Source organism: Haloarcula sp. CGMCC 1.2071, assembly GCF_037078445.1.
GTDB classification, from domain to species: domain Archaea; phylum Halobacteriota; class Halobacteria; order Halobacteriales; family Haloarculaceae; genus Haloarcula; species Haloarcula amylolytica.
This window is the reverse complement of record NZ_JAYMGY010000003.1, coordinates 28,476-49,894: the sequence shown is the minus strand read 5'-3', so window position 1 is coordinate 49,894 and position 21,419 is coordinate 28,476. Positions and strand designations below refer to the sequence as shown.

Annotated in this window: 25 protein-coding genes; 5 read left to right on the top strand and 20 right to left on the bottom strand. The window is 64.8% G+C overall.

All coding sequences use genetic code 11. From position 1 onward, the window contains the following. Positions 1-30: 30 nt before the first annotated feature. Both VI234_RS07545 and VI234_RS07540 read right to left on the bottom strand, forming a co-directional pair. Positions 31-2,667: a heavy metal translocating P-type ATPase gene (locus tag VI234_RS07545; protein WP_336329659.1), complete on the bottom strand. Its 2,637-nt coding sequence runs from the start codon at positions 2,665-2,667 to the stop codon at positions 31-33. 129 nt (positions 2,668-2,796) lie between these two features. Beyond that, positions 2,797-3,387 carry a winged helix-turn-helix transcriptional regulator gene (locus tag VI234_RS07540; protein ID WP_008309842.1) on the bottom strand — a complete coding sequence of 197 codons (591 nt, stop codon included), beginning with the start codon at positions 3,385-3,387 and terminating at the stop codon, positions 2,797-2,799. 154 nt (positions 3,388-3,541) lie between these two features. Between VI234_RS07540 and VI234_RS07535 the strand changes: the two genes are divergently transcribed. The 3 genes from VI234_RS07535 to VI234_RS07525 are packed head-to-tail and all read left to right on the top strand — an operon-like array spanning position 3,542 to position 6,401. After that, entirely contained in the window at positions 3,542-4,627 is a 1,086-nt protein-coding gene (locus VI234_RS07535) for a metal ABC transporter substrate-binding protein (protein WP_336329658.1), read from the top strand. Between the two features lie 8 nt (positions 4,628-4,635). Beyond that, on the top strand, positions 4,636-5,433 hold the full coding sequence (locus VI234_RS07530; RefSeq protein WP_008309838.1) for a metal ABC transporter ATP-binding protein: 798 nt from the start codon (positions 4,636-4,638) through the stop codon (positions 5,431-5,433). Further along, the gene (locus VI234_RS07525) at positions 5,430-6,401 is read left to right on the top strand and encodes a metal ABC transporter permease (protein WP_008309836.1); all 972 of its coding nucleotides are present in this window, start codon (positions 5,430-5,432) and stop codon (positions 6,399-6,401) included. The genes VI234_RS07530 and VI234_RS07525 overlap by 4 nt, the downstream gene beginning before the upstream one ends. A gap of 75 nt (positions 6,402-6,476) precedes the next feature. On the opposite strand, the gene VI234_RS07520 is transcribed toward VI234_RS07525, so the two are convergent. The 12 genes from VI234_RS07520 to VI234_RS07465 all read right to left on the bottom strand — a co-directional run bounded on the left by VI234_RS07520 (position 6,477) and on the right by VI234_RS07465 (position 14,074). Continuing rightward, positions 6,477-6,875 (bottom strand): hypothetical protein, encoded by a 399-nt coding sequence (locus tag VI234_RS07520; protein ID WP_049942918.1) that lies wholly within the window; start codon positions 6,873-6,875, stop codon positions 6,477-6,479. A 69-nt stretch (positions 6,876-6,944) separates the two neighbouring features. Beyond that, a complete protein-coding gene (locus VI234_RS07515) occupies positions 6,945-7,652 on the bottom strand; it encodes a TMEM165/GDT1 family protein (RefSeq protein ID WP_008309834.1) in 708 nt (235 codons plus the stop codon). Next, the gene (locus VI234_RS07510; protein ID WP_049942917.1) at positions 7,649-8,341 is read right to left on the bottom strand and encodes a metal-dependent transcriptional regulator; all 693 of its coding nucleotides are present in this window, start codon (positions 8,339-8,341) and stop codon (positions 7,649-7,651) included. Before VI234_RS07510 ends, VI234_RS07515 begins: the two co-directional genes overlap by 4 nt. An 82-nt stretch (positions 8,342-8,423) precedes the next feature. Further along, the gene (locus VI234_RS07505; protein ID WP_008309829.1) at positions 8,424-8,573 is read right to left on the bottom strand and encodes a hypothetical protein; all 150 of its coding nucleotides are present in this window, start codon (positions 8,571-8,573) and stop codon (positions 8,424-8,426) included. A 129-nt stretch (positions 8,574-8,702) separates the two neighbouring features. Beyond that, complete coding sequence (locus VI234_RS07500) at positions 8,703-8,951, bottom strand: MTH865 family protein (protein WP_008309827.1); 249 nt, start codon at positions 8,949-8,951, stop codon at positions 8,703-8,705. A gap of 169 nt (positions 8,952-9,120) precedes the next feature. Continuing rightward, positions 9,121-9,291 (bottom strand): hypothetical protein, encoded by a 171-nt coding sequence (locus VI234_RS07495; protein WP_008309825.1) that lies wholly within the window; start codon positions 9,289-9,291, stop codon positions 9,121-9,123. A gap of 2 nt (positions 9,292-9,293) precedes the next feature. Continuing rightward, a complete protein-coding gene (locus tag VI234_RS07490; RefSeq protein WP_008309824.1) occupies positions 9,294-9,521 on the bottom strand; it encodes a zinc ribbon domain-containing protein in 228 nt (75 codons plus the stop codon). Between the two features lie 198 nt (positions 9,522-9,719). Continuing rightward, positions 9,720-10,310, bottom strand: coding sequence for a DJ-1/PfpI family protein (locus tag VI234_RS07485; RefSeq protein WP_008309823.1), 591 nt, complete (start codon positions 10,308-10,310; stop codon positions 9,720-9,722). A gap of 66 nt (positions 10,311-10,376) precedes the next feature. After that, positions 10,377-11,171 carry an HAD-IIA family hydrolase gene (locus VI234_RS07480; RefSeq protein ID WP_008309822.1) on the bottom strand — a complete coding sequence of 265 codons (795 nt, stop codon included), beginning with the start codon at positions 11,169-11,171 and terminating at the stop codon, positions 10,377-10,379. A 36-nt stretch (positions 11,172-11,207) separates the two neighbouring features. Beyond that, positions 11,208-12,593 carry a response regulator gene (locus VI234_RS07475; RefSeq protein WP_336329657.1) on the bottom strand — a complete coding sequence of 462 codons (1,386 nt, stop codon included), beginning with the start codon at positions 12,591-12,593 and terminating at the stop codon, positions 11,208-11,210. Positions 12,594-12,673: 80 nt separating this feature from the next. Next, a complete protein-coding gene (locus VI234_RS07470) occupies positions 12,674-13,348 on the bottom strand; it encodes a DUF2071 domain-containing protein (protein ID WP_336329656.1) in 675 nt (224 codons plus the stop codon). Positions 13,349-13,369: 21 nt separating this feature from the next. Then, positions 13,370-14,074 (bottom strand): YqjF family protein, encoded by a 705-nt coding sequence (locus VI234_RS07465; RefSeq protein ID WP_336329655.1) that lies wholly within the window; start codon positions 14,072-14,074, stop codon positions 13,370-13,372. 118 nt (positions 14,075-14,192) lie between these two features. Here VI234_RS07465 and VI234_RS07460 point away from each other — a divergent pair, with 118 nt between their 5' ends. Further along, positions 14,193-14,693: a macro domain-containing protein gene (locus VI234_RS07460; protein WP_008309817.1), complete on the top strand. Its 501-nt coding sequence runs from the start codon at positions 14,193-14,195 to the stop codon at positions 14,691-14,693. A 7-nt stretch (positions 14,694-14,700) separates the two neighbouring features. Here VI234_RS07460 and VI234_RS07455 read toward each other — a convergent pair whose 3' ends face one another. From VI234_RS07455 to VI234_RS07445, 3 genes are all read right to left on the bottom strand, one after another. Further along, the gene (locus VI234_RS07455) at positions 14,701-14,991 is read right to left on the bottom strand and encodes a hypothetical protein (protein ID WP_008309814.1); all 291 of its coding nucleotides are present in this window, start codon (positions 14,989-14,991) and stop codon (positions 14,701-14,703) included. A 57-nt stretch (positions 14,992-15,048) separates the two neighbouring features. Further along, on the bottom strand, positions 15,049-16,026 hold the full coding sequence (locus tag VI234_RS07450) for an aldo/keto reductase (RefSeq protein ID WP_336329654.1): 978 nt from the start codon (positions 16,024-16,026) through the stop codon (positions 15,049-15,051). Positions 16,027-16,096: 70 nt separating this feature from the next. Continuing rightward, positions 16,097-16,990 carry a hypothetical protein gene (locus VI234_RS07445; protein ID WP_336329653.1) on the bottom strand — a complete coding sequence of 298 codons (894 nt, stop codon included), beginning with the start codon at positions 16,988-16,990 and terminating at the stop codon, positions 16,097-16,099. A 103-nt stretch (positions 16,991-17,093) separates the two neighbouring features. Here VI234_RS07445 and VI234_RS07440 point away from each other — a divergent pair, with 103 nt between their 5' ends. Then, a complete protein-coding gene (locus VI234_RS07440) occupies positions 17,094-17,507 on the top strand; it encodes a CopG family ribbon-helix-helix protein (RefSeq protein WP_336329652.1) in 414 nt (137 codons plus the stop codon). A 23-nt stretch (positions 17,508-17,530) separates the two neighbouring features. On the opposite strand, the gene VI234_RS07435 is transcribed toward VI234_RS07440, so the two are convergent. From VI234_RS07435 to VI234_RS07425, 3 genes are read right to left on the bottom strand one after another with little or no spacing between them, the layout of a single operon-like run. After that, entirely contained in the window at positions 17,531-18,619 is a 1,089-nt protein-coding gene (locus VI234_RS07435; RefSeq protein ID WP_008309806.1) for an ABC transporter permease, read from the bottom strand. Continuing rightward, complete coding sequence (locus tag VI234_RS07430) at positions 18,612-20,486, bottom strand: ABC transporter permease (protein WP_008309804.1); 1,875 nt, start codon at positions 20,484-20,486, stop codon at positions 18,612-18,614. Before VI234_RS07430 ends, VI234_RS07435 begins: the two co-directional genes overlap by 8 nt. Continuing rightward, on the bottom strand, positions 20,487-21,389 hold the full coding sequence (locus VI234_RS07425) for an ABC transporter ATP-binding protein (RefSeq protein ID WP_008309802.1): 903 nt from the start codon (positions 21,387-21,389) through the stop codon (positions 20,487-20,489). It lies immediately after the preceding gene. Positions 21,390-21,419 lie beyond the last annotated feature (30 nt).

The following is a 21,419-nucleotide window of genomic DNA, read 5'->3' as shown; positions in this document are numbered from 1 at the left end:
ACAAATGAGTCTGCTGGAGACGGTCCCCGCTCAGCGACGGAGGAAGCCGAACAGCCGGTATTCCGAATCCGGCGTGTAGCGGCGGAACGCGAGGCTGTTTGCGAGCACCGACACGGACGAGGCGGCCATCGCAGCGGCGGCCAGCACCGGCTGGAGCAGTCCCAGCGAGGCTAGCGGAATCATCACCGTGTTGTATCCGAGCGCCCAGAAGAGGTTCTGCTTTATCTTCTGGAGCGTGGCCTCGGATATCCGGATGGCTTTGACCACGTCGGCGGGATCGTCCCGGAGCAGCGTCACGTCGCCGGCCTCGATTGCCACGTCGGTCCCCGAGCCGATGGCACAGCCGACGCTCGCGGCGGCCAGCGCCGGCGCGTCGTTGACCCCGTCGCCGACCATCATCGCCTGGTCGCCGTCGCTCTGGAGTTCGTCGACGGCGTCGGCCTTGTCCTCCGGCAACACGTCGGCCATGACGTTGTCGGGGTCGATGCCGACTTCCTCGGCGACAGCGCGCGCGGTCCGCGCGTTGTCACCGGTGATGAGCCAGACGCCGAGTCCACGCTCGCGCAGGCCGCTAACAGCGGCCTTGGCGGATTCTTTCACCGTGTCGGCGTCGGCGACGATGCCGAGGAGCCGGTAGTCCGAGCCGCTGTCGTCCCCGGTGCCGTCGCCGCCTGCGTCCTCGGCCAGCGCGACCAGCATCGCGGTCTTGCCCTCTCGTTCGAGGGCGTCCATCCGGTCCTCCGCCGGTGCGGTGTCGACGCCGGCCTCGGACAGCAGTTTCCGGTTGCCGACGAGGACGCGGCCGTGGCGCGTCGTCGCTTTCACGCCCTGGCCGGGGACGTTCTCGAACTCGTCGGGGTCTTCGACCTCGATACCGCGCTCGCGTGCACCGTCGACGATGGCCTCGGCCAGCGGGTGTTCGCTGGCGTGTTCGGCGCTCGCGGCGACTTCGAGGACGAACTCCTCGGTCCGTTCGCGCTCGGGCTTGAGCGTCCCGCCGTCGGTAGCGGGGCCGACGACCTCGACATCTGTGAGTTCCATCTCGCCTTTCGTCAGCGTCCCCGTCTTGTCGAAGACGACGGTATCGACGTCTTGTACCCGTTCGAGCACGTCGCCGCCCTTGAACAGGACGCCGTTGCGCGCGCCGATGGCCGTCCCGACCATCGTCGCGGCGGGCGTTGCCAGCCCCAGCGCGCAGGGACAGGCGATAAGCACGGCGGAGGCGAACACGACGATAGCGAACTCGCTTACGCCCACGCCGGCCGGCCCGCCCGCGGCCAGTCCCCACAGCGGGAGCGCGTCGACGACCGCGGCCAGCGTCTCCGGCGCGACCGCCCACAGCACCGCCCAGAGGACGGCGTTGGCGATGACCGCCGGGACGAAGTACGCCGAGATGCGGTCGGCGACGTTCTGGATGTCGGGCTGGCGGGACTGGGCCTGCCGGACCCGCTCTGCGATCTGCTGGATGGCGGTCTCCGAGCCGACTTTCGTCGCCTCGACTTCGAGGACGCCGTTCTGGTTCACCGTCGAGCCGATGACCTCGTCGCCCTCGCCTTTCTCGACCGGAACGGACTCGCCGGTCACCATCGACTCGTCGACGGCCGAGCCGCCGTCCACGACCACGCCGTCCGTCGGAATCTTCTCCCCGGGGCGGACTTTCAGCCGGTCCCCGACCCCCACCTCGTCGATGGGAATCTCCGCCTCGCTGCCGTCCTCGCGGACGACCGTTGCCGTGTCAGCCTCCATCTCAAGCAGTTGCTGGATGGCGGCCCCGGCCTGGCTCTTCGAGCGGGCTTCGAGGTAGTTCCCGAGCGTGATGAACACGAGAATCAGCGCGGCCGTGTCGAAGTACAGGCCCGTGCTCGCGATGAGGCCAGACAGCGCGGCCACCGAGTAGAGGTACGCCGTCGAGGAGCCCAGGGCGATGAGCACGTCCATGTTCGCCCGGCCGTTGTTGACCAAGGCCTTGTAGGAGTTCTCGTAGAACGGCTTGCCCAGCAGAATCTGGACCGGCGTCGCGAGCGCGAAGGCGACCCAGCCCTGCGGAACCCCCAGAATCGTATCGCGGATAAGTCCGAGCGAGAACAGGTGGTCCGCCATGAACAGCAGGAGCGGGGCCGAGAGCACCGCTCCGAACAGCGTGAGCCGGAGCTGTTTGCGCGTCTCCTCGTCGCGCGCGGCGGCGCGGCGGTCGACGCCGGATTGTTCCCCGCCGGAGCCGTCACCGACGTTTTCACTCCCGCTACCCTCTCTGACAGGCGTGTAGCCGGCGGACTCGATGGCGTCGTAGAGGTCCGCACGCGACACATCGGCCGGGTTGTAGGTGACCTGGGCCTCGTCGGTGGCGTAGTTCACGCTGGCTTCGATGACGCCGGCGGTCGCTTCAAGCGCCTCCTCGTTGGTGTCCGCGCAGTTCGCACACGACATGTCGGTGATGCCGACGGTCACCGTCTCCGTCGCCACGCCGTAGCCAGCGTCTTCGACGGCGGCGACGATATCAGCCAGTGACACCACGTCAGGGTCGTACTCGACGCTCCCCTCGTCGGTGGCGTAGTTCGCGTCGACGGACGCAATCCCGTCCAACTCGCCCACCGACTCCTCGATCGTGCCCGCGCAGTTGGCACAGCTCATTCCCGTCAGTTCGAGCCGGGTGGTCCGGTTACTCATCTTGTCTTACTATACGCCCCCCATATTCATGCGGTTTGTGCCTTCGATTCGAAGGTCAGATTCGACTACTAGATTCAGAAGTGAACTCAAACAGTCGCTTAGACACTATTCCGAAGCACCACTCGCAGCTCAGACCCCGTCTTTCAGCGACTCGTACTGGTCGACGAACCGCTCCGCACAGGACCCACAGCAGAAGTAGTACCGCTCCCCGTCGAGCGTGCGCTGTTCGCCTTCCTCGTCGACGGAGTTGCCACACTCCGCGCAGTCGGGCGCGAACTCCGCCGCACCCAGCCCGACGGTCCACTCGCTGTCTGCGATCATCCGCACCTCGTAGCGGTCCACGTCCCCGAGGTCGACGTGTTCGGCGAGGAGTTCGCTCGCGTCGGACTGGGAGACGTTCGCCGCCAGTACCACCCGGCCGCCGGCGGTCCGATAGACCCGCTCGACGGTGTCTGCGTCGCTGACCGCTGTAGCGATGTCGGCGGCCCGACCCGGCTTCGCGTCTACTTCGATCAGGACCGGCACGCCGGCCTGTAACAGTGAGCGGTCGACATCGACGGTAAACCCCTGTATCAGTCCCATTTCGACGAGCCGGTCGACGCGGTCGGAGACCGCAGGGGCCGAGAGGTCCACTCGTTCGGCGATGTCGCTGTAGGGTCGTCTGGCGTCTTCGAGCAGCAGTCGGAGGATTTCGTGATCGGTATCGTCGAGTCCGGGCATATCGGACCAACTTCGAGCACCGGTTTATTCGTTGTGTCCGCTTGTTCCTGTGCCAAAGATCACATTTCAGACAGGAGTGGCGCATCTTATTAGACTAGTCTAATTCTATAATTAGATAGAAACTATTATATTCTTCTCCGACAGCAACTCACACATGGCAACTAACCAACCCTGTGGCGACCAGCCGTATAGCGTCACCCGCAGGCAGGTACTCAGTGCCGGCGCAGGGGGCCTCGCGTCCGGCTTTGCCGGCTGTCTGACCGGTGGCGGGACGGAATCGGCATCGAACAGCAGCGACGGCACCAGTGGCGCGGACGGACCGGTCGCGGTGGCGTCTTTCTTCAGTTTCTACGACTTCGCCCGCGAGGTCGCACGCGGAACGCCGATAACGGTCGAGAACCTCATCCCGACCGGACTGCACGGCCACGGCTGGGAACCGGACGCGAGCATCACGCGGGATATCATCGACGCGGACGCGTTCATTCACGTCGGCCCGGACTTCCAGCCCTGGGCCGACCGCGCGATTCAGACGCTCGAAGACGACAACGTCGATACCGAACTCATCAACGTCCGCGAGGGTATCGAACTCGAATCGCTCGCGGCGAGTCTCGACCGCGACGAAGAGGGCGTCGGACAGAACAGGGCCAGCGACCCCCATTTCTGGCTCGACCCGCGGCGCGCGAAACAGTCGGTCGACAACATCACCGAGGGGCTGGTCGCGCTCGCACCGGACGCCGAATCCACGCTCCGGGACAACGCCGAGACGTACAACTCCGAAGTCCTCGACCGCATCGACGCGGACTACGCCGAGATTTTTGACCGCGCCGAGAGGGACGTGGTCCAGCTCGCGGCACACAACGCCTTCCAGTACATCGGCTCGCGCTACGGCGTCAAGATGCGCCCGCTCGTGGTCAATCTCGCGGCCAGCGGTGACGTGAAGCCCTCGGACATCACCGAGGCGAAATCGGTCATCGAGGACAACGACATCCGGTATATCGGGGCCGGCGTCTTCGAGACGCGCAAGCCCGCAAAGCAGCTCATCGCCGAGACACCGGTCGAAGCCTACTACCCGGTGACGCCCTATGCCGGCGTCCGCGAGGAGTGGGTGGCAAACGACTGGGGCTACGAGGAAATCGCCTATCGGATAAATATGCCGACGTTCGAGGTCGTTCTGGGTAACACGGCACCTGAAGAGGCGGGTCCCGACGGCTGGAGCGAGACCTGGCGGAACTTCGAATGAGATCGACAATGCGCTCAGACCACCGAGACGATGCCGACGAAGCGACGACCGAATCGAACGAGAACAGGCCATCCGTCGTCGAACTCGCGGACGTGTCGTTCGGGTACACCTCCACGCCCGTCGTCGAAGACATCAGTGTCAGTATCGACGCCGGGGAGTACGTCGCCGTGGTCGGCCCGAACGGCTCCGGCAAGTCGACGCTCATGCAGTTGCTGCTCGGCCTGCTGGAGCCCGATACCGGGACTGCGGAGCTGTTCGGCGTCGATGCGACGGCATTCGACGACGGCGCCAGAGTCGGCTACGTCGCACAGCGCGCTGGGACGAGCCGGGAGATGCCGATAACGGTCCGCGAAGTGGTGAAGATGGGCCGGTTCCCACACGTCGGGTTCGGCCGTCTCTCCGCGGCCGATTGGCGTATCGTCGACAGGGCCATCGACACAGTCGGGATGTCGGCCTTCGCCGACCGGCGAATCACCCAGCTCTCCGGCGGGCAGCGCCAGCGGGCGTTCATCGCCCGGGCGCTGGCGGGCGAGGCTGACCTGCTCGTGCTGGACGAACCGACCGTCGGCGTGGACACCGAATCGGTCGACGCCTTCTACGGACTGCTCGACTCGCTCCACGCCGAGGGGATCACCGTCCTTCTCATCGAACACGACCTGCAGGCCGTCACCGAACACGCGGAGCGGGTCATCTGCCTGAACGGTGAAATCTACTTCGACGGGCCGTCGGCGGAATTCACCGACAGCGCGGCGCTGGCCAGAGCCTTCGGGACGGGTGCACAGTCGCTGGCCGGAGGCAACGGATGACGCTCGCGTTTGCCGGCGGCGTCTACGAGGCGTTCGTCCCGGTCCTCGAACTGTGGTACTGGCTCCTGACACAGCTCTACCACCTGACCGGGCTGGAACTCATCAGCCCCGAGTACACCTTCATGTACCGGGCGATACTGGTCGGGCTGTGCGTCGGCGTCATCGCGCCGCTTATCGGGACCTTCCTCGTCCACCGCCAACTCGCGCTCATCGGGGACGCACTTGCCCACACGGCCTTCGCCGGCGTCGCCGTCGGGCTGTTTCTCAACGGCGTCTTCGAGCTGGGCGTCTCGCCGTATCTCACCGCCGTCGTCGTGGCCGTCATCGCGGCGCTGCTCATCGAACTCATCTCCGAAGCGACCGACGCCTACAACGACGTGTCGATGGCTATCGTCCTCTCGACGGGGTTCGCCCTGGGGACGGTCCTCATCAGCCTCAACGCCGGCGGCCTGGCCGTCGGTATCAATCAGTACCTCTTTGGGAACCTCTCGACGGTGTCCGCCGAGAACGCGGTCATCATGCTCGGGCTGTTCAGCGTTATCGTCGCAACGGTCGCGCTCACCCGCAACCAGTTGCTGTACGTCACGTTCGACGAGACCGCCGCCGCCGTTTCCGGGCTCCCGGTGGCCTGGTACAACCGGATCATGGTGATGCTGACGGCGCTCGTCGTCGTCGGCGCGATGCAGATAATGGGCGTCATCCTCGTCGCGGCCATGCTGGTCGTTCCGGTGGCCGGCGCGACGCAGGTGTCCCGGAGCTTCTCGGAATCGCTCCTGGTCTCGATTGTGCTGGCCGAACTGGCCGTCGTGCTCGGCATCGGTATCTCGTACTACGCCGGTGCGACGGCCGGCGGCGTCATCGTTCTCGTCGCCGTGGGGATCTACGTCCTCTCGGTCCTTGCCGGGAAAGTCCGACAGACGGCCGCTCCGGATGAGACACGGGAACTCGACAGCATCAGTCACGACTGACCGACGACCCCGACTGGGGCCGACGGTCGCAACTGAGAGCCGCGGTTGGTGGCTACACGCCGGCCTGTGAGCGAGTCATCGGAACGCGTCACAGTCGCTGCTCCCGCTCTGCCAGTGGACTACGTTGTCACCGGTGTACTCGACGACGACGTCGTAACAGTTGTCGTCGTCGAACGTCGTTTCCTCCGAGAAATCGGTCCCGGCGATGGCCGTCGCTATCGTTATCGTCCCTTGTTCGTCCGGAAGCACATCGTCCAGTTCCACGGTTGCGCCGTCCTCTTCGGCGGCGACGGTGTGTGTCTCGTCGTACACCGTTTCGCGGTCGACCGTGACCGTGCATTCGAACTCCTGTGTCGTCGAACCGGTGTTCGTTAGCCGCACGCCGGCAAGCCGAGCGCTCGCAGGACTGAGTGCTGAACATCCCGAGAGGGCAAAGAGTGTTCCTGCTGTGAGGACGGTGCGTCTAGAGGGCATCATCCAGAACTGTTCGGCCGTTCTCGAAAAGTCTTCTGTCGTTCACACAGCAGCCGGTATCACACCGTCTCAAACGCCCATCTGCGCCGCGATACCTGAGACCATCGTTTCCCACAGCGAGAACCCCATCGTCACGCTCAGGGCGAAGTCGGCGGCGAAAAACAGGAACAGCCCTGCGCCGACGAAGTGGGCCGTTCGCAGATTGAAGCGATGGGCGAACCGGTGGAAGAACAGCGCGTTGGCGAGGCTCACCGGAATGATGGCCAGCATCTCACCGGCCCAGATGGCGCTGGGGTGGGCGCTGTACTGGGCGGCGAGCGTGATCGTAATGAGCTGGGTCTTGTCGCCGAACTCGCCGAAGGCCATCATCGCGAAGATGGGCAGGAAGCCGCCGAGCCTGTTCGGCACTTGCCAGTCGACGACGGGAACGCGAACGTCTAGCTGTCCGCCGTCAGTGGTGAAGCCGGACGCGGGTTCCTGTTGCTCCGCGCCGGCCGCCGGGGCACTGCGGAGCAGTAGTATCGCGAACAGCAGGAACATTCCAGCGGTGAGGCTTTCGAGGACGATGCCGGGCAATAGCGACGTGATCGCGGAACCGAACCAGATCTCCAGTGCCGTCCAGCCGGCGAAAGCCGTGCCCGCGGCACTGACGACGAGGAACGGGTTGAACCGCGTCGACAGCCCGGCGATGATGAACTGGACCTTCTCGCCGGGGAGGACCGCCAACTGCGCACCGGCCGCTATCGCTACCACTGTCAGCCACGTCGCGTCGCTCACGCCTGGCTCACTCCGTCTTCGCCCTGCGTGTCCGGTGCACGGACCTGAATCGCGTCGGCGATGTGGTCCGGGAGCGACACTGACGACCCGCTCTCTAGCTGGACCGTCACCATCCCGATGGGGGCGACCTCCTCGACAGTCAGCACGGTTCCCGGCGTGATGCCGGCGTCGGAGAGATACGTGAGTTCGTCGGGGTCTCGGTCCCGGACCCGTGCGACTTCGAGTCGTCCCCCTTCGTCGTGTTCTGACAGCGCCGTCGCGGACTCGTCGTCGATGGGGTCCAGCGAGTCGCTGGGAATCGGGTCCCCGTGGGGGTCGAACTCCGGTTCGTCGAGGACAGCCGCGACCCGGCGCTCGAACTCCTCGCTGATGTGGTGTTCGAGCACCTCCGCCTCCTCGTGGACCTCGGCCCAGTCGTACCCCAACTGCTCGGTGAGAAACGTCTCAAGCAGGCGGTGGTGGCGGATAATCTCCAGGGCCACCGTCTCGCCTTCCGGCGTCGTCCGCACGCCTTTGTACTTCTCGCGTTCGACCAGCCCGCGGTCGGCCAGTTTCTCGACCATACTGGTGACCGTCGGTGCCGTAACGTCCAGCATCTCGGCGATAGTAGACGGAGCAATCGGCGGGTCGCCGTCCCGCTCGAGGCGATAGATGGCCTTCAGATAATCCTCCATCTTGGCACTCAACATACACCAAATTAGACGAATCTAACCCAAAAGATTGGCGATTCCAACAACTTTGTGCGCACCGGACACATTCGACCGACCGCCGTCAGTCGTCAGCAGCGTACGTTTCTCGTCGGTTCCGTGTCAGGAGCCACAGGAACAGATAGCCGATGGCACCCAGAACGAACAGCGTTGCGGGGATGAGAAACGGTCCGAACGTCCGAACGAGCGTCTCGATCCCCGGCAAACCGACCATATACCAACTAGGGACGTTGCCCTGATAAAGCTCAAGGGTCTGGCGGGTACGGCTACCGACCCGTTCGTCCGGGAATCTCCCGAGTTATCGCACGAGACCGGTGAAGCGGCCGGAGCCGGTATGGCCCGCTCAGATGAGGTCCTGATCTTCGAGCGAAGCCATGACGTCGTCGACGAACGCGTCGACGTTGTCGTATGGGAACTCCCCGTTGAGCTTCGTGTTCAGTTCCATCGCTGTCATCGAGAAGTCGCCGGACTCGAACTTCGTCGACGGGCCGCCCGGGAGTGCCGGAACGAGGTCCATCGGACTGGAGATCGGGTAGTCTGCTTCCTGGAACGCGTCAACGAACTGTGAGCGGAGGTCTTCTTTGTCAACCATGGTCGGACGTTGTGCGAGAATTATGATAAAAGGTTCGACATCGGTACACTTTCCCATTGTTTGGAGTTTATTCAGAGGTACAACGGTACTAGGCTCTTGCGCCGCTGAATCAGTGTGGGCAGTACGCGAACGACTCAACCCTGCAATCGACGCGACGGTCCCGGGTTGGTCACCGGACCCGACTGTCGTCGTCCGTATCACGCCGGGCCAGTCGTTCGGCCGTCTCGCGATCCATCTCGTTGCGCTGATCGTGCTCGCTTCGGACCAGCGCGTACAGGACCAGCGGTGCGACCACCGCGAGCGACGCGATCACGAGGAACAGCCCGGTTACGGCGGGCATCGTCAGCCGAGGAAGATATCCGCCAGATCACTGCCCGCGGACCCTGTGTCACGGTACAACTCCGAGTAGCCGCAGTTCGTACATGTGACGACCTGGAACTGGTTCGTCTGGATGTCGAACATCTTCGAGAGGCCGCCGCCGGTGGTTGAGATGTTACCCACGTCAGTGCCGGTGTGGCCGCACTTCGGACAGCCGCGGTCGTCGTCCTGTGGTGAAGTGTTGGAGGGCATTGCAGCCGACGTTTCGTGCCCCTCTGTAACAAATCTGGTGCTACCCTGTCGATAGTTACGACGAGCGTACGTAAAACGAGGCGGGCGAACGTAATGGTGCACTATGCCAGAACCCACCCGCCTCAACGGAGGGAAACGCCCGCGTTATTTGTTTGTTATGAATTCCTCAATCCTGCATGGCTCAGCCAACGAATGCGTTCAATCGTCGGCCGGGATCGGGTCACCGTGGGACACTTCGTCGCCGAGCAGGTCCATGAACTGCGCGAGCCACTCGGGATGGTCAGGCCAGGCCTGTCCGGTGACGAGGTTCCCGTCGGTGACTACCTCGTCGACCCACGAGCAGCCGGCACCCTCGCACTCGGCGCGACAGGCCGGGTACGCCGTCATCTCGTAGCCGTCTAGTACGTCGGCAGCGGCGAGAATCTGCGGCCCGTGACACAGCGCCGCGACGGGTTTGTCCTCCTCGAAGAAGTGCCGTACCGCGTCGAGGACCTCGTCGTACGTCCGGAGATACTCGGGGGCGCGACCGCCGGGCACACACAGTGCGTCGTAGTCGCTGGGTGTCACGTCGGCCATCGTCGCGTTCAGGACGAAGTCGTGGCCCCGGGACTCCATGTAGGTCTGGTCGCCGCGGAAGTCGTGTATCGCTGTCTTGACCGTCTCTTCGGCCTCCTTGTCGGGACATACCGCGTCGACCTCGTGGCCGACCATCTGCAGCGCCTGGAACGGCACCATTATCTCGTAGTCTTCGCCGAAATCGCCGACGATCATGAGGATGTCTTTGCCCATTGGAAACACCAGGCAAAGCTACGGTCGCCGTCGAAATAAAGTCGCAGGTGAATTACCAGTTTCGTGTCACTCGTCGAGCGATGTAAGCACCTGCTCGATGTCTGCTAACGAGTCGATGACATAATCGGGCGTCACTGCGCTCCGTTCCAGCGACCGCTCGTTGGAGACGCCGGTCCGAACGAGAACGGTCGTCATTCCGTTCCGCTCGCCCATCGCGATGTCCGTCTCCAGCCGGTCACCGACGATGAGACAATCCGCCGGCGCACAGTCCAGTCGTTCTAGCGCCGCCTGAACAGCAATCTCTGAAGGCTTCCCGAGTATCCTGTCCGGGTCCCGTTCGATGACCCCGGCGACGGCGTTGATTATCGCCCCGGAGCCGGGGACCGGGTCGCCGTCTTCGCCGGGGAACGTCCGGTCCGGGTCGGTCCCGAGGAAGACGGTGTCGTCGTCGACGGCCCGGAGCGCGTCGACCATGTCGTGGTAGTGGAAGCCGTCCGTCCAGGAGGCCAGTAACACGTCGGTCTCGGCGGGGTTCTCGACTAAGCGCGCGCTCGTCCCTTCGACCAGCGCACGGAGCTGGTCGCTCCCGATGACGAACACGTTGTCTCCCGCGTGGGTCCCGTCGAGGTACTCGCGGGTGACGACGCCGGAGGAACAGGCCTCCCCCTCGCGGGCGTCGACGCCCAGCCCTCGCAATCGTTTGACGTACTCGCTCCCGTCGTGGATGGGGTTGTTTGAAAAAAAGCAGATTCCCAGGCCTCGCTCCCTGAGCACGTCGATTGCCGATGCCGCACCCGGCAACAGCGTGTCACCGTGGTACACCGTTCCGTCCAGGTCGATGATAGCCCCCGCAACTGTCATTACTCCTCCTCGGAACCCGGCAGTGAAAAGTCCGTCTCAGTCGTGTAGTTCGACATCCGTCACCTCGAAGCGCGCCCCGCCGCTGTCGCTATCAGTCAGTGACACTTCCCAGCCGTGGGCCTCGGCGACCTGTTCGACGATAGCCAGGCCGAACCCGGTTCCGTCCTCCGTCGAAGAGTAGCCCATCTCGAACACGTCGTCGGCGTCTTCCTCGACACCTTCGCCGTTGTCCGCGATGTAGAACCCGTCGTTGGATTCCAGCAGTCCGACCTCGATTTCGACGTCGCCGTCGTTGTGTTCGATTGCGTTTCGAAACAGGTTCGCCAGCAGGTCCTGCACGCGCCCACTGTCGGCGGCGAGTTCCGTGCTCGACTCGACCGACATGGAGGCCTGTTCCGCCTCGATCCAGGTCCACGCAGTCGACGCCAGCGTGGATAGCTCCGTCTCCTTCGGATCACTGACAGTCTGGCCTTGCCGTGCCAGTGTGAGTACGTCCTCGATGATACAGCCCATCCGGTCCAGCGACCGGTCGATCTTGGCGATCAGTTCGGCCTCTTCGCTGTCGGCAGGCTCCCCGAGCAAATCGACCGCGCCCTGCGCGACGTTCAGCGGGTTCCGGAGGTCGTGACTGACGACGCTGGCGAACTCCTCTAACCGCTCGTTCTGGCGCTCCAGTTCGCGCTGGCGTTCGACGCGTTCAGTGATGTCGCGTGAGACCAACTGAAACGTCTCTGCTTTGCGGTGGCTGTCGACGGGGATATACTGGTTGTGGTAATGCCGCCCCCCGACGGCGTCCTCGGATCGTGTCGCAGTACCGTTCTCGACCGCGCTTTTCCCGGCTTCGAGACGCTGGCTGGCCGCCTCGCTGTCCATCACTTCGCTCAGTTGTTGTCCGATGAGCGCATCGGGGTCGGCACCCAGTCTGCGTGCCATCGAGGGATTCACTGAGAGGAGGGTCCCGTCAGTCGTCAGGTGGACGATACCATCCGGCGAATCCGATACGAGCGATTCGAACTTCTTGCGCGTTCGCTCCTGTGAAACGACGTTCTCGATCCGGTTTGCAAGCCGACCGTACTGCTTGTCTTCGACGACTTCGAGCTTCAGGAGGTAGTCGGCGACTCCCGCCGCAATAGCCGCGCTCGCCGTCTCTTCGTCCCCTCGCCCGGTTAGCAGAATGAACGGGATAGACGGGTTTGTCTCCCTGATCGCTTCGAGGAGCTCCAGCCCGTCCATCTCTGGCATTTCGTAGTCACTGACGACGCAGTCGAACCCGCCCCCGTCGAGTCGCTCCAGCGCTTCCGTAGCGCTGTTTGCAGCAACGGACTCGATGCCGTGTTGTTGCGTGAGCGTATCAGCGGTCATCTCCGCGAAAAAATCGCTGTCGTCAACAACAAGCGTTCGTATATTACTTTCAGATGTCATATGGGCGGCAGGGTCCTTGTTCCCCCAACGGCCTGTCCGTACTTATATTTCAAGGGAGCTAGGTTGCCCGCTGGTCCCGGCTAGGGCGGTACCGGTGGGGCAATCGAAACCCGAAGTCCAGGACTGTGATGGACTAACGGCTCTGCCTCACGATCAGATATATCAACCAGTGAGGGTACTGACCCGGTCACAGTGGCGTCAACGCGGTCGAGTCGCCACGGGTCGTGGCCGACGCTGCCGACGAGATGCGTCCCGAAGCGCCCGGTTGTGAAGTACCGTTGTCGGTCGACGAGGAACGAGGCCAGTGAGTCCGGTGGAATCGCCACTGGCTCACCGCCAGCCGTGTACCAGCACTCGAACAGTCGCCGCTCCCCGGCGTCGAGGACCCGGCGACGGTCGGCCGTTGAGAGCGTTCGCGGGGTAGCGTCACCGACTGTGATGCGAAACAGCTCCGAAACCGCCGTCGTTGTCCGCCTGTCGTCACCGAACAGCGCCAGCACGCAGACCCCGCGCTGACCGGTCGGCCCGCGGACGTAGGTCCGAACCGTGAGCAACTCCGACGGCCCGGCGACCTCGATACCGAACGTCTCGACGCGGTCGACAGTTGCCGCAACGGCTGATACCCAGGCGTCGCCGTCGACCGTCTCGACGGTGAGCCAGTCGGGGACTGCCGCCTGCACCGCTGTCTCGGGGACCGGCCAATGACAGAAGCAAACGTCGTCGAGCGTGACCTGCAGCGGACGGAGGGCGACCACACCCTCACTGGGGCCGACACGCTAATCAGTGTACTGGGCGACCCCGTCGAGCCGGTGGAGTCGCCCCGCAGTCACCGGGATCTCGGCGCAGTAGTGGACGAGCGGCTCGCCGTCGGGACTGTCGAACCCCGATGCGGCGAAGAGCCCGTTCGTCCGGATATCCGCTCGTCCCGCCTGAAGCGGCCACGGCTCGTGGTCGATGTCGGCGTAGTACACCGTCCTGTCGTCGCTCGCGGCGTAGAAGCGGTACCGTTCCACGAGGAACGACTCCACCGAGCCCGGTTCGGGCGTCGACGGCGGCTCAGTCGGCTCGTAGGTGGCGTGGAAATCCGCCGGCGGTGCGCGCGAACTGGTCCGGCTACTCCGGAACTCGACGCTGTCGCCGTCGGTCCGGACCCGCATCGATGCCCGGTAGTACGACAACTGGAACAGCCGCCGGGCCAGCGTGACGCTGAGCCGATCGTCGGCGTCCAGGTTGTAGAAGTACACCCCCGGCGTCCCGTCGGCGACCACGTAGGTCCGGAGGTTCAGTTCGCCGAAGGACCGCCCGATCGGACTGCCTCGCGGCCTGATGTCCGCCATCTGGAACGGGACCACACTGAGCCACGCCTGCCCGTCGTACGTGTCGACGGCGAGCCCGTCCGGCAGCGTCGACTGGACGATGTCGGGCTCGACCGGCCAGTGCATGAACCCCACGTCCCGCCACGTCATCGTCAGCAGGTCCATATCTGGTAGTAAGGGCCAAGCAGGTTTCTGCCTGGCGTGGGACGCGGTGACAGTTCACTACCATACGCTCGGTCGCTTCGGCGCTAAAACTTTGACCGTTCCACCCCCAGCATCGCGCATGGAGTTCGAGGTAATCCAGGGCGACATCGCTGCACAGTCGGCGGACGCACTGGTCAACGCGGCGAACACGAGCCTGCAGATGGGCTCCGGTGTCGCCGGGGCGCTCAAGCGGGCGGCCGGGTCGGGGCTGAACGACGAGGCCGTCGCGAAGGGGCCGGTCGACCTCGGCGGTGTCGCGACGACCGACGCCTACGACCTCGACGCCGAGTACGTCATCCACGCCGCCGCGATGCCGCCGGCCGGCCAGTCGACCGCCGAGAGCATCCGCGCCGCAACCCGGAACGCACTGGCAGAAGCGGACGCGCTGGACTGTGAGTCGCTGGTCCTGCCGGCCATCGGCTGTGGTATCGCCGGATTCGACTTCGAGGAGGGTATCCGAATCATCTGCGAGGAGACCAGCGACTTCCAGCCCGACTCCCTGACAGACGTGCGACTCATCGCCTACTCCGACGACGACTTCAAAGGGATGCAACGAGTCGCGGCTGGCGTTCGCGACTAGCGGTCTGTCACAGCAGGTGTACGCGCCCGGCGCGCCACTCCCAGGCGACTTCCAGTGCGATCCAGCAGACGAGCCAGACCGCGGCGAAACTGAACACCAGCCACGTCGACCCGAGATACGACGGGCCGGCGGTGGCCTGGAGCCAGGGGTAGGCCTGCACGCCGATGACGAGCGTCGCGACGAGCCCCAGTATCCCGGTCACGTAGTGTTCGACCGCGTTACCTATCGAGCAGACGCAGGCGTCACTGCCCGCCGTCTCCTCGAGTGTCTCGCTGCTCGGCCCCCGAGCATTGGTCATTGTTACCTGTCCTCAAACTAGTGCTTCATCACACAGCGGGTTAACCGTTTCGGCGGCTCACTCGTGGCCAGACACCCGAACTGGTTCGTACGGGTCTTCCAGCCACTCCACGTCGCTCGCAGAGAGGTCGATTTCGAGCGCCGCGACCGCTTCTTCGAGGTGTTCGAGGCTACTCGTCCCGATAATCGGCGCGTCGACCCACTCCTTGTCGAGCACCCAGGCCAGCGCGATCTGTGCCATCGAGGCGTCGTACTCGTCGGCCAGTTCCTGTACGCGCTCGTTGACCTCGCGGCCGTTACCCTCGAAGTAGGGGTGCTCGCGGGCGTAATCGTCCGTCTCGCCCCGGACCGTCTCCTCGACCTGCTCGTGCGGGCGGGTGAGATAGCCCCGGGCCAGCGGGCTCCACGGCATCACGCCGACGTTCTCCTTCTCGCACAGCGGGAGCGTCTCGCGTTCCTCCTCGCGGTACAGCAGGTTGTAGTGGTTCTGCATCGTCTCGAACCGCTCCAATCCTTCGCGCTCGCTCGTCCGGAGAGAGTCAGCGAACTGGTGGGCCCACATCGAGGACGCGCCGACGTAGCGCGCCTGTCCCCGCCGGACGGCGTCATCCAGCGCCCGGAGCGTCTGTTCGATTGGCGTGTCGTAGTCCCAGCGGTGTATCTGGTAGAGGTCGACGGTGTCCATCCCGAGCCGGGAAAGCGAGTTCGACAGTTCCTGCTCGATGGCTTTCCGCGAGAGCCCTCCGGAGTTGGGGTCGTCCTCGTCCATCTGGAAGTACCCCTTCGTCGCCACGACCTGGCTGTCGCGGTCGTAGTCGTCGAGGACAGTCCCGAGGACGCGCTCGGACTCGCCCATCGAGTACATGTTGGCCGAATCGAAGAAGTTGATGCCGAGGTCGATGGCCCGCTCGATGACCTCGCGGCTCTCCGCTTCGTCGAGCACCCAGTCGCGCCATTCCGAGGTTCCGAAGCTCATACAGCCCAGACAGAGCCGGCTGACCTCCATACCAGTCGACCCGAGTGTCGTGTACTCCATGTTCCCCACCCCGGGCGCTCCGAGCAAAAAGGATGGGGCGAGCGGCCGGACCGCGGTGAGAAACCGTCCGTCAGAGCACGCCAGCCACGAACCCCAGACCCATCGTGACGAGCACGACGGCGGAGACCAACGGGAGGTAGGGCGTATACCGTTCGACGGCGGCCTCGTGGTGCTGGTAGCCGGCGACGAGCGCCATCGTCAGGCCGACGAGCGCGACGACGACCGTGACCGCGTAGGCGCTCATCAGTTCGAGACAGTACGGCGAGCCGGCACAGAGGGCGATAATCTCGAACTCCTCCTCGTGGGCGAACCCCAGCAGGAAGGCGAACCAGGCGATGCCGAACAGCCCCCGGTCGGCGGCATCGTCCAGACCATCGTGCGCGTGGGAGTGGCCGCCGACGAGCGGGAGTCTGCCGAACACCCGCGACCATAGGCCGCCGCTGTCGCCGTCGCTGCCGGTCCCATGAGAGTGGTCACTGCCGCGGGGATGCTGGTGCTGGTGTTGGTGGGCACGCGTTTCAGAGTGAGTGTGGTCGTGTTTGGCCGGCGCTCCACCGTCGTGGTTCTCCGCCGTCCCGCCCTGTCTGGGGTCTCCTGTCGACCCACCATGCCCGTGGTCGTGGCCGTACCGATACTCACGGATGCCAAGCACGATAAGCAGACAGCCGGCCACGATGCTCACCGGCCCGCCGATGTGGACGCCAGCGGCCAGTTCCAGCGGCTCGTTGGCCTGCGTGAGGTCGAAGTAGGCCTTGGCGTAGAAGAACGCGAACACCATCGCGATGCTGCTGACGAGGTGGCCGACGCCCAGCAGGAGGCTCGCCGCGAAGCCGGACAGCCACGCGTTGGACTGGTCGAGGGCGTAGGACGCGGCGACCGGCCAGCCGTGGCCCGGTTCGAGCCCGTGAACCGCGCCGAGGGCGATTGCCCCGAGAAACAGGCCGAGTGCCTCGCTGTATGCCATCGATGTACCACACCGACGCTACGGTCCTGCCTAAGGGTTGTTACTACGGAATCGAGGGCTGCGTAATACGGGGACCTTTGTGGCCGGCGACGGCAATCCGGGTATGCGAACGAGCGTCAACATCCCCGAAGGCCTTCTCGCGGAGTTCGACCGCGTCTGGCGCGAACAGGACCTGGAAAACCGCTCGCGGGCGGTGCGAGAGGCTATGGAGGAGTACGTCGAGCGACACTCACGGCTCGCGGCGATGGACGGCGACGTGGTAGCGCTGATCGGGTTCGACTACCGCCACGCCGACGTGATTCGGGACCTCCACGCCGTCCAGCACACGTTTCAGGACGTGATTCTCAACACCAGTCACACCCATCAGGGCGAGTGGTGTCTCGAATCGCTGTTCTGTCGCGGCCCGGCCGAGCGGGTCCGGGACCTCACCTATCGGCTACGGGACTTCGACGCCGTCCGCCGAGTGAAGGTGATGGTCATCCGCGACGAGGCGGCGGAGCCACACGGCCACGGGTAACGCCTGCTCTTCTTCCCTCCGTTCTACAGCGCTTCCGCGGCGATGCGGCCGATGTACACCCTTGCGGCAGCGTAGCCAGCGACCGCCACCAGCACTGCGCCACCGACGTGGCCGTAGGTCAGCAAGGTCGGGCTGTCGACCGCAAGCTTCGCCACCGTGGTCGCCGGGTGTTCCGGGAGGAGCACGGCCCCGCCGAACAGCACGAGAGTGAGCACGGAGAACAGCAACTGCGCCGGGCGACGGTTCTGGAGCGTGATGCCCAGCACGACCCCGAGCGTCACGACGACGACGGTGACGGCAGTGATGAACAGCAGAATCGCCGCCGGGTTCGAGACGGCGATGCCGTTCGTGGACAGCAATCCGAGCCACAGTAGCACCTGCGCAGGAGCGAGTAACACCATGCCCAGGGCCTTCCCGTCGATGATGTCGAGCAGCGACACCGGGGCCACGCGGAGCAGTTCCATCGTCCCGCGTTCGATTTCCTCGGTGACGGTGTCGACGGCTACTGAGCCGCTGATGAACGGCGGGAGGAACAGGAGCAGCGGAATCAGAATGGTGTAGGTGAACCCGAAGTACTGGCTCGCGCTGACAGTGTCCGGGAGCGGCACGGGCGGCTTATCGAGATACGGCGTCCGCTCCAGGCGCTCCTGGCGCTCCAGCCCGCTGAGGACCCGGCGCACTTCGACGACGATGAGCGTCGACCGGATGCTCCCCTCCGGCACGACAGCGGTGACCGCTATCTGCTCCCCTGGCCCGCGCGTCGACGGGACGTAGTCGCCGCGCAGTATCGCGTCCACCCGGCGCTGATTGAACGCCCGCTGTGCGGCGGTCTCGTTCTCGAAGGCGGTGACGCTGGTCCCATCTTGTTCAGCGGCCGCGGCCTCCAGTTCCTCGCGGGCGTCACCGGTGACGGCCATCTCCACCTCACCGGCCGCGACCGAGCTGGGGTCGTACAGCGACGTGAGGCCGACGACGAGGAACGAGGAGAACCCCGCGACGAACAGCTGAATGAGCAGCGCCAGCACGATGGTCTTCTCGCGGGACAGCGACCGGATGTCCCGCCGGGCCACGACGACCCGCGGGTCGCGCCAGATGGGGCGGTCGTCAGACAAGGGTGCTCACCACCGCGAAGTTGTAGGCGAAGTGGATGACGATAGCCAGCACCAATCCACCGAGATAGGCCCGTCGCCCGCGGCTCGCGCCCACCGACGAGATGGCCGCTGTCACCGTGTGCAGTGCCAGCGGGAGCAGGAACAGCAACCCAGCAACCCACAGCGGCAGGCCGGCAGGCAACGTCGCGCCCTGCAGGGCGGCTTCCCCGATGGGCAGGCTTTCGAGGTCGGAGAGCCTGGCGATAAGCAGGCCTTTCTCTCCGATGAAGAAGCCGAGCCCGGAGAGCGCGCCGATGCCGAGCGCCGACCGGAGCGTCCGCTCGTAGCGGGCGTGCTCGTAGCCGGCGTAGACGTGCAGGCTCTTTGCCAGTTCCTCGACGACGACGATGACGCCGAGTACGAGCACGATGCCGAGCGACTGGTTCGTCCCGAAGACGTTCAGCGACACCGAATCGAGGACGAACAGGAACGCGATGGCTGCCAGTTCGGCGACGATGACCAGCGGCAGCAGAATGATACTCATCTTTAGCGCGCTCCGGCGGGAGTTGATGCCACCGGCCAGCGCGTCGAGCACCTTCAGCGGAATCGGTCGCTGGGTGAACATATCCTCTTCCCGGTACAGACCGGCTCCCAGACCGAACAGCACCAGCCCGGTCAGCAGCGGCGGCGTCACCGAGAACACGAACGACGAGAGCCCGACCGACTGGCCGGTCAGGTCGAGCACGACCAGCGTCAGCGGCGAGATGAGCGCAATCGGCGTCACGTCGGTGAAGATGGCCGGGACGAACGCGTACGAGGTCAGCGTCACCGTTATCGTCACCGTCACGAAGGTGAGTTCCTTGAACGAGCGGGCGAACATCGCCCCGCAGAACGTCGCCGAGAGGAACAGAACGACGAGCGGGACCACCGCCAGCACCGCGACGTAGCTCCCCGCCGGCGCGATGTTCCCGAACCGCAGCGCCGCGGTGATGAGCGCCGCTACGCCGACAGCACCCACGAAGTACGGGAGCGTCTTCCCGCCGATAATGTCCCCCCGCGAGGCGGGCGTCACCAGCAGGAGTTCGCCGCGGCGGTTCAGCCGTTCGGAGAGCATCGACGAGCCGTAGGCCTGGATAACGAAGTTCATCGGGACGATGTAGAGGAAGGCGAGCACGAGCGACTCGAAGGGGAACGGCGGCGAGATGTCCGAGGGGGTACCACCCTGCACGTCGCCGGTCAATCGCGCGCCGATAGCGCCGAGGTTCGCACCGCTGCCACCGGCGGTTCCGCCGTCACCGCTGCTGCTCGTGGCTGAGCCGCCAGTGCCGCCCGTGTCCGACCCGTCACCGCTGCCGCCGGTACTCGTCCCACTGCCGTCCGCAGAACCCGACCCGTCACTGCTGTCGCCGCCTCGGGGGTCGAGCTGGCTGCTCCCCGACTGTTGCTCGTAGACGAGCGTCACAGAAACGGGGAACGCGGCGGTCTGGTTGTCGTCCCGAGCGAGTGTCCGGTCGTTGTACTGCGCCGTACTGTCGCGGAGTTCGGCCAGCGCCGCTCGCTCTTTGGCCGTCCGTGGAACGCTCTGGAGCTGGCTTCCCCGATACAGGAGTTCCTGCTGGCGTCGCTCGATGGCGGTGGGGTCAGGCTCACGGATGTCGAACGTCCGGTCGTCGGCCGCGACGCCGTAGTAGGGACTGCTCTCGTCGACGCCGATACGGTAGATGCCGTCGTCCATGCCCGCACCGGTACCGCCGCTGACGGCTATCGCGGCGACCGCGCCCATCGCAACGAGCGACAGCGCCATCACGACGATAGTCCGCTTGTCGACACCGCCAGCGTTTTTCGTCACCTCCCACTTCGCGACGCGCAGGAGCTTGTCGGGTTGCATCTACTCCGCGTCCTCCTCGACGTACCGCGTGCCGCGGGTCCCGGCCTCGGCGACGTTGAGGAACACCTCCTCCAGGCTGGACTCCTCCGTCCGTATGTCGACCACGTCGCCGCCCCGGTTCTCGGCCTGCCTGCGTGTCGTTTCGACTGCCTCCATGCTCTCGACGACGCGCTCGTAGGTGCCGTTTTCCTTGGCTGCGCCGGGCACGTCGACGGTGGTGTAGACGTGATACCGCGTGTGGCCGTACTCGGCCTGAAGCTGTTCGAGGTCGCCGCGGGCGACGATTTCGCCCTCGTTCATGATGACGACCCGGTCACAGATAGATTCGACGTGAAAGAGATTGTGTGCAGAGAAAACGATGGTCTTACCCTCTTTCGCCAACTGCTCGGTGAACTCGATGACGTAGTTCGTCGTCAGCGGGTCCAGCCCCGATGCCGGCTCGTCGTAGATGAGCACGTCGGGGTCGTTGATGAGCGATCGGGCGATAGCGACCTTCCGTTTCATTCCCTTGGACATGTCGCCGAGTTTCCGGTCGCGGTGTTCGAGTTCGAGTTCGTCCAGCGTGTCGTGCATCCGCTCTTCCGCCACGTCCGGGTCCACGTCGTAGAGGTCCGCGAAGAACTTCAGATAGGATATCGGTGTCATCTCCTCGTACAGCGGCGATTCCTCGGGCAGAAAGCCCAGCTGCTGGCGCATCTCCGCGGTTTCTGTGTCGAGCCCCGCTATCTCGGCGGAGCCGCTCGTCGGCTCTAACAGGCCCGCCAGCATCTTCAGCGTCGTCGTCTTGCCGGCCCCGTTCGGCCCGATGATACCGAACACCTCGCCGCGGTCGACCGAAAACGAACTGCCCTGTACAGCGACGAAACCGCCGTACTCCTTCCGAATGTCCCGGGCGTCAATCATCTGGCGATTGATTGTGAGTGAACCAACCTA

Bases quoted from the DNA above. Each gene is read 5' to 3' on its own strand.
- VI234_RS07495 (WP_008309825.1), bottom strand. From the start codon at position 9,291: ATGCCCGCCGTAACCGGGCTGTTCCTCGTGATCGCGTCGCTCGCGGTG.
- VI234_RS07485 (WP_008309823.1), bottom strand. From the start codon at position 10,310: ATGGGCAAAGACATCCTCATGATCGTCGGCGATTTCGGCGAAGACTAC.
- VI234_RS07500 (WP_008309827.1), bottom strand. From the start codon at position 8,951: ATGGTTGACAAAGAAGACCTCCGCTCACAGTTCGTTGACGCGTTCCAG.
- VI234_RS07450 (WP_336329654.1), bottom strand. From the start codon at position 16,026: ATGGAGTACACGACACTCGGGTCGACTGGTATGGAGGTCAGCCGGCTC.
- VI234_RS07505 (WP_008309829.1), bottom strand. From the start codon at position 8,573: ATGGTCGGTTTGCCGGGGATCGAGACGCTCGTTCGGACGTTCGGACCG.
- VI234_RS07530 (WP_008309838.1), top strand. From the start codon at position 4,636: ATGCGCTCAGACCACCGAGACGATGCCGACGAAGCGACGACCGAATCG.
- VI234_RS07490 (WP_008309824.1), bottom strand. From the start codon at position 9,521: ATGCCCTCCAACACTTCACCACAGGACGACGACCGCGGCTGTCCGAAG.
- VI234_RS07475 (WP_336329657.1), bottom strand. From the start codon at position 12,593: ATGACATCTGAAAGTAATATACGAACGCTTGTTGTTGACGACAGCGAT.
- VI234_RS07425 (WP_008309802.1), bottom strand. From the start codon at position 21,389: ATGATTGACGCCCGGGACATTCGGAAGGAGTACGGCGGTTTCGTCGCT.
- VI234_RS07455 (WP_008309814.1), bottom strand. From the start codon at position 14,991: ATGACCAATGCTCGGGGGCCGAGCAGCGAGACACTCGAGGAGACGGCG.
- VI234_RS07525 (WP_008309836.1), top strand. From the start codon at position 5,430: ATGACGCTCGCGTTTGCCGGCGGCGTCTACGAGGCGTTCGTCCCGGTC.
- VI234_RS07480 (WP_008309822.1), bottom strand. From the start codon at position 11,171: ATGACAGTTGCGGGGGCTATCATCGACCTGGACGGAACGGTGTACCAC.
- VI234_RS07510 (WP_049942917.1), bottom strand. From the start codon at position 8,341: ATGTTGAGTGCCAAGATGGAGGATTATCTGAAGGCCATCTATCGCCTC.
- VI234_RS07545 (WP_336329659.1), bottom strand. From the start codon at position 2,667: ATGAGTAACCGGACCACCCGGCTCGAACTGACGGGAATGAGCTGTGCC.
- VI234_RS07440 (WP_336329652.1), top strand. From the start codon at position 17,094: ATGCGAACGAGCGTCAACATCCCCGAAGGCCTTCTCGCGGAGTTCGAC.
- VI234_RS07430 (WP_008309804.1), bottom strand. From the start codon at position 20,486: ATGCAACCCGACAAGCTCCTGCGCGTCGCGAAGTGGGAGGTGACGAAA.
- VI234_RS07465 (WP_336329655.1), bottom strand. From the start codon at position 14,074: ATGGACCTGCTGACGATGACGTGGCGGGACGTGGGGTTCATGCACTGG.
- VI234_RS07540 (WP_008309842.1), bottom strand. From the start codon at position 3,387: ATGCCCGGACTCGACGATACCGATCACGAAATCCTCCGACTGCTGCTC.
- VI234_RS07520 (WP_049942918.1), bottom strand. From the start codon at position 6,875: ATGCCCTCTAGACGCACCGTCCTCACAGCAGGAACACTCTTTGCCCTC.
- VI234_RS07535 (WP_336329658.1), top strand. From the start codon at position 3,542: ATGGCAACTAACCAACCCTGTGGCGACCAGCCGTATAGCGTCACCCGC.
- VI234_RS07445 (WP_336329653.1), bottom strand. From the start codon at position 16,990: ATGGCATACAGCGAGGCACTCGGCCTGTTTCTCGGGGCAATCGCCCTC.
- VI234_RS07460 (WP_008309817.1), top strand. From the start codon at position 14,193: ATGGAGTTCGAGGTAATCCAGGGCGACATCGCTGCACAGTCGGCGGAC.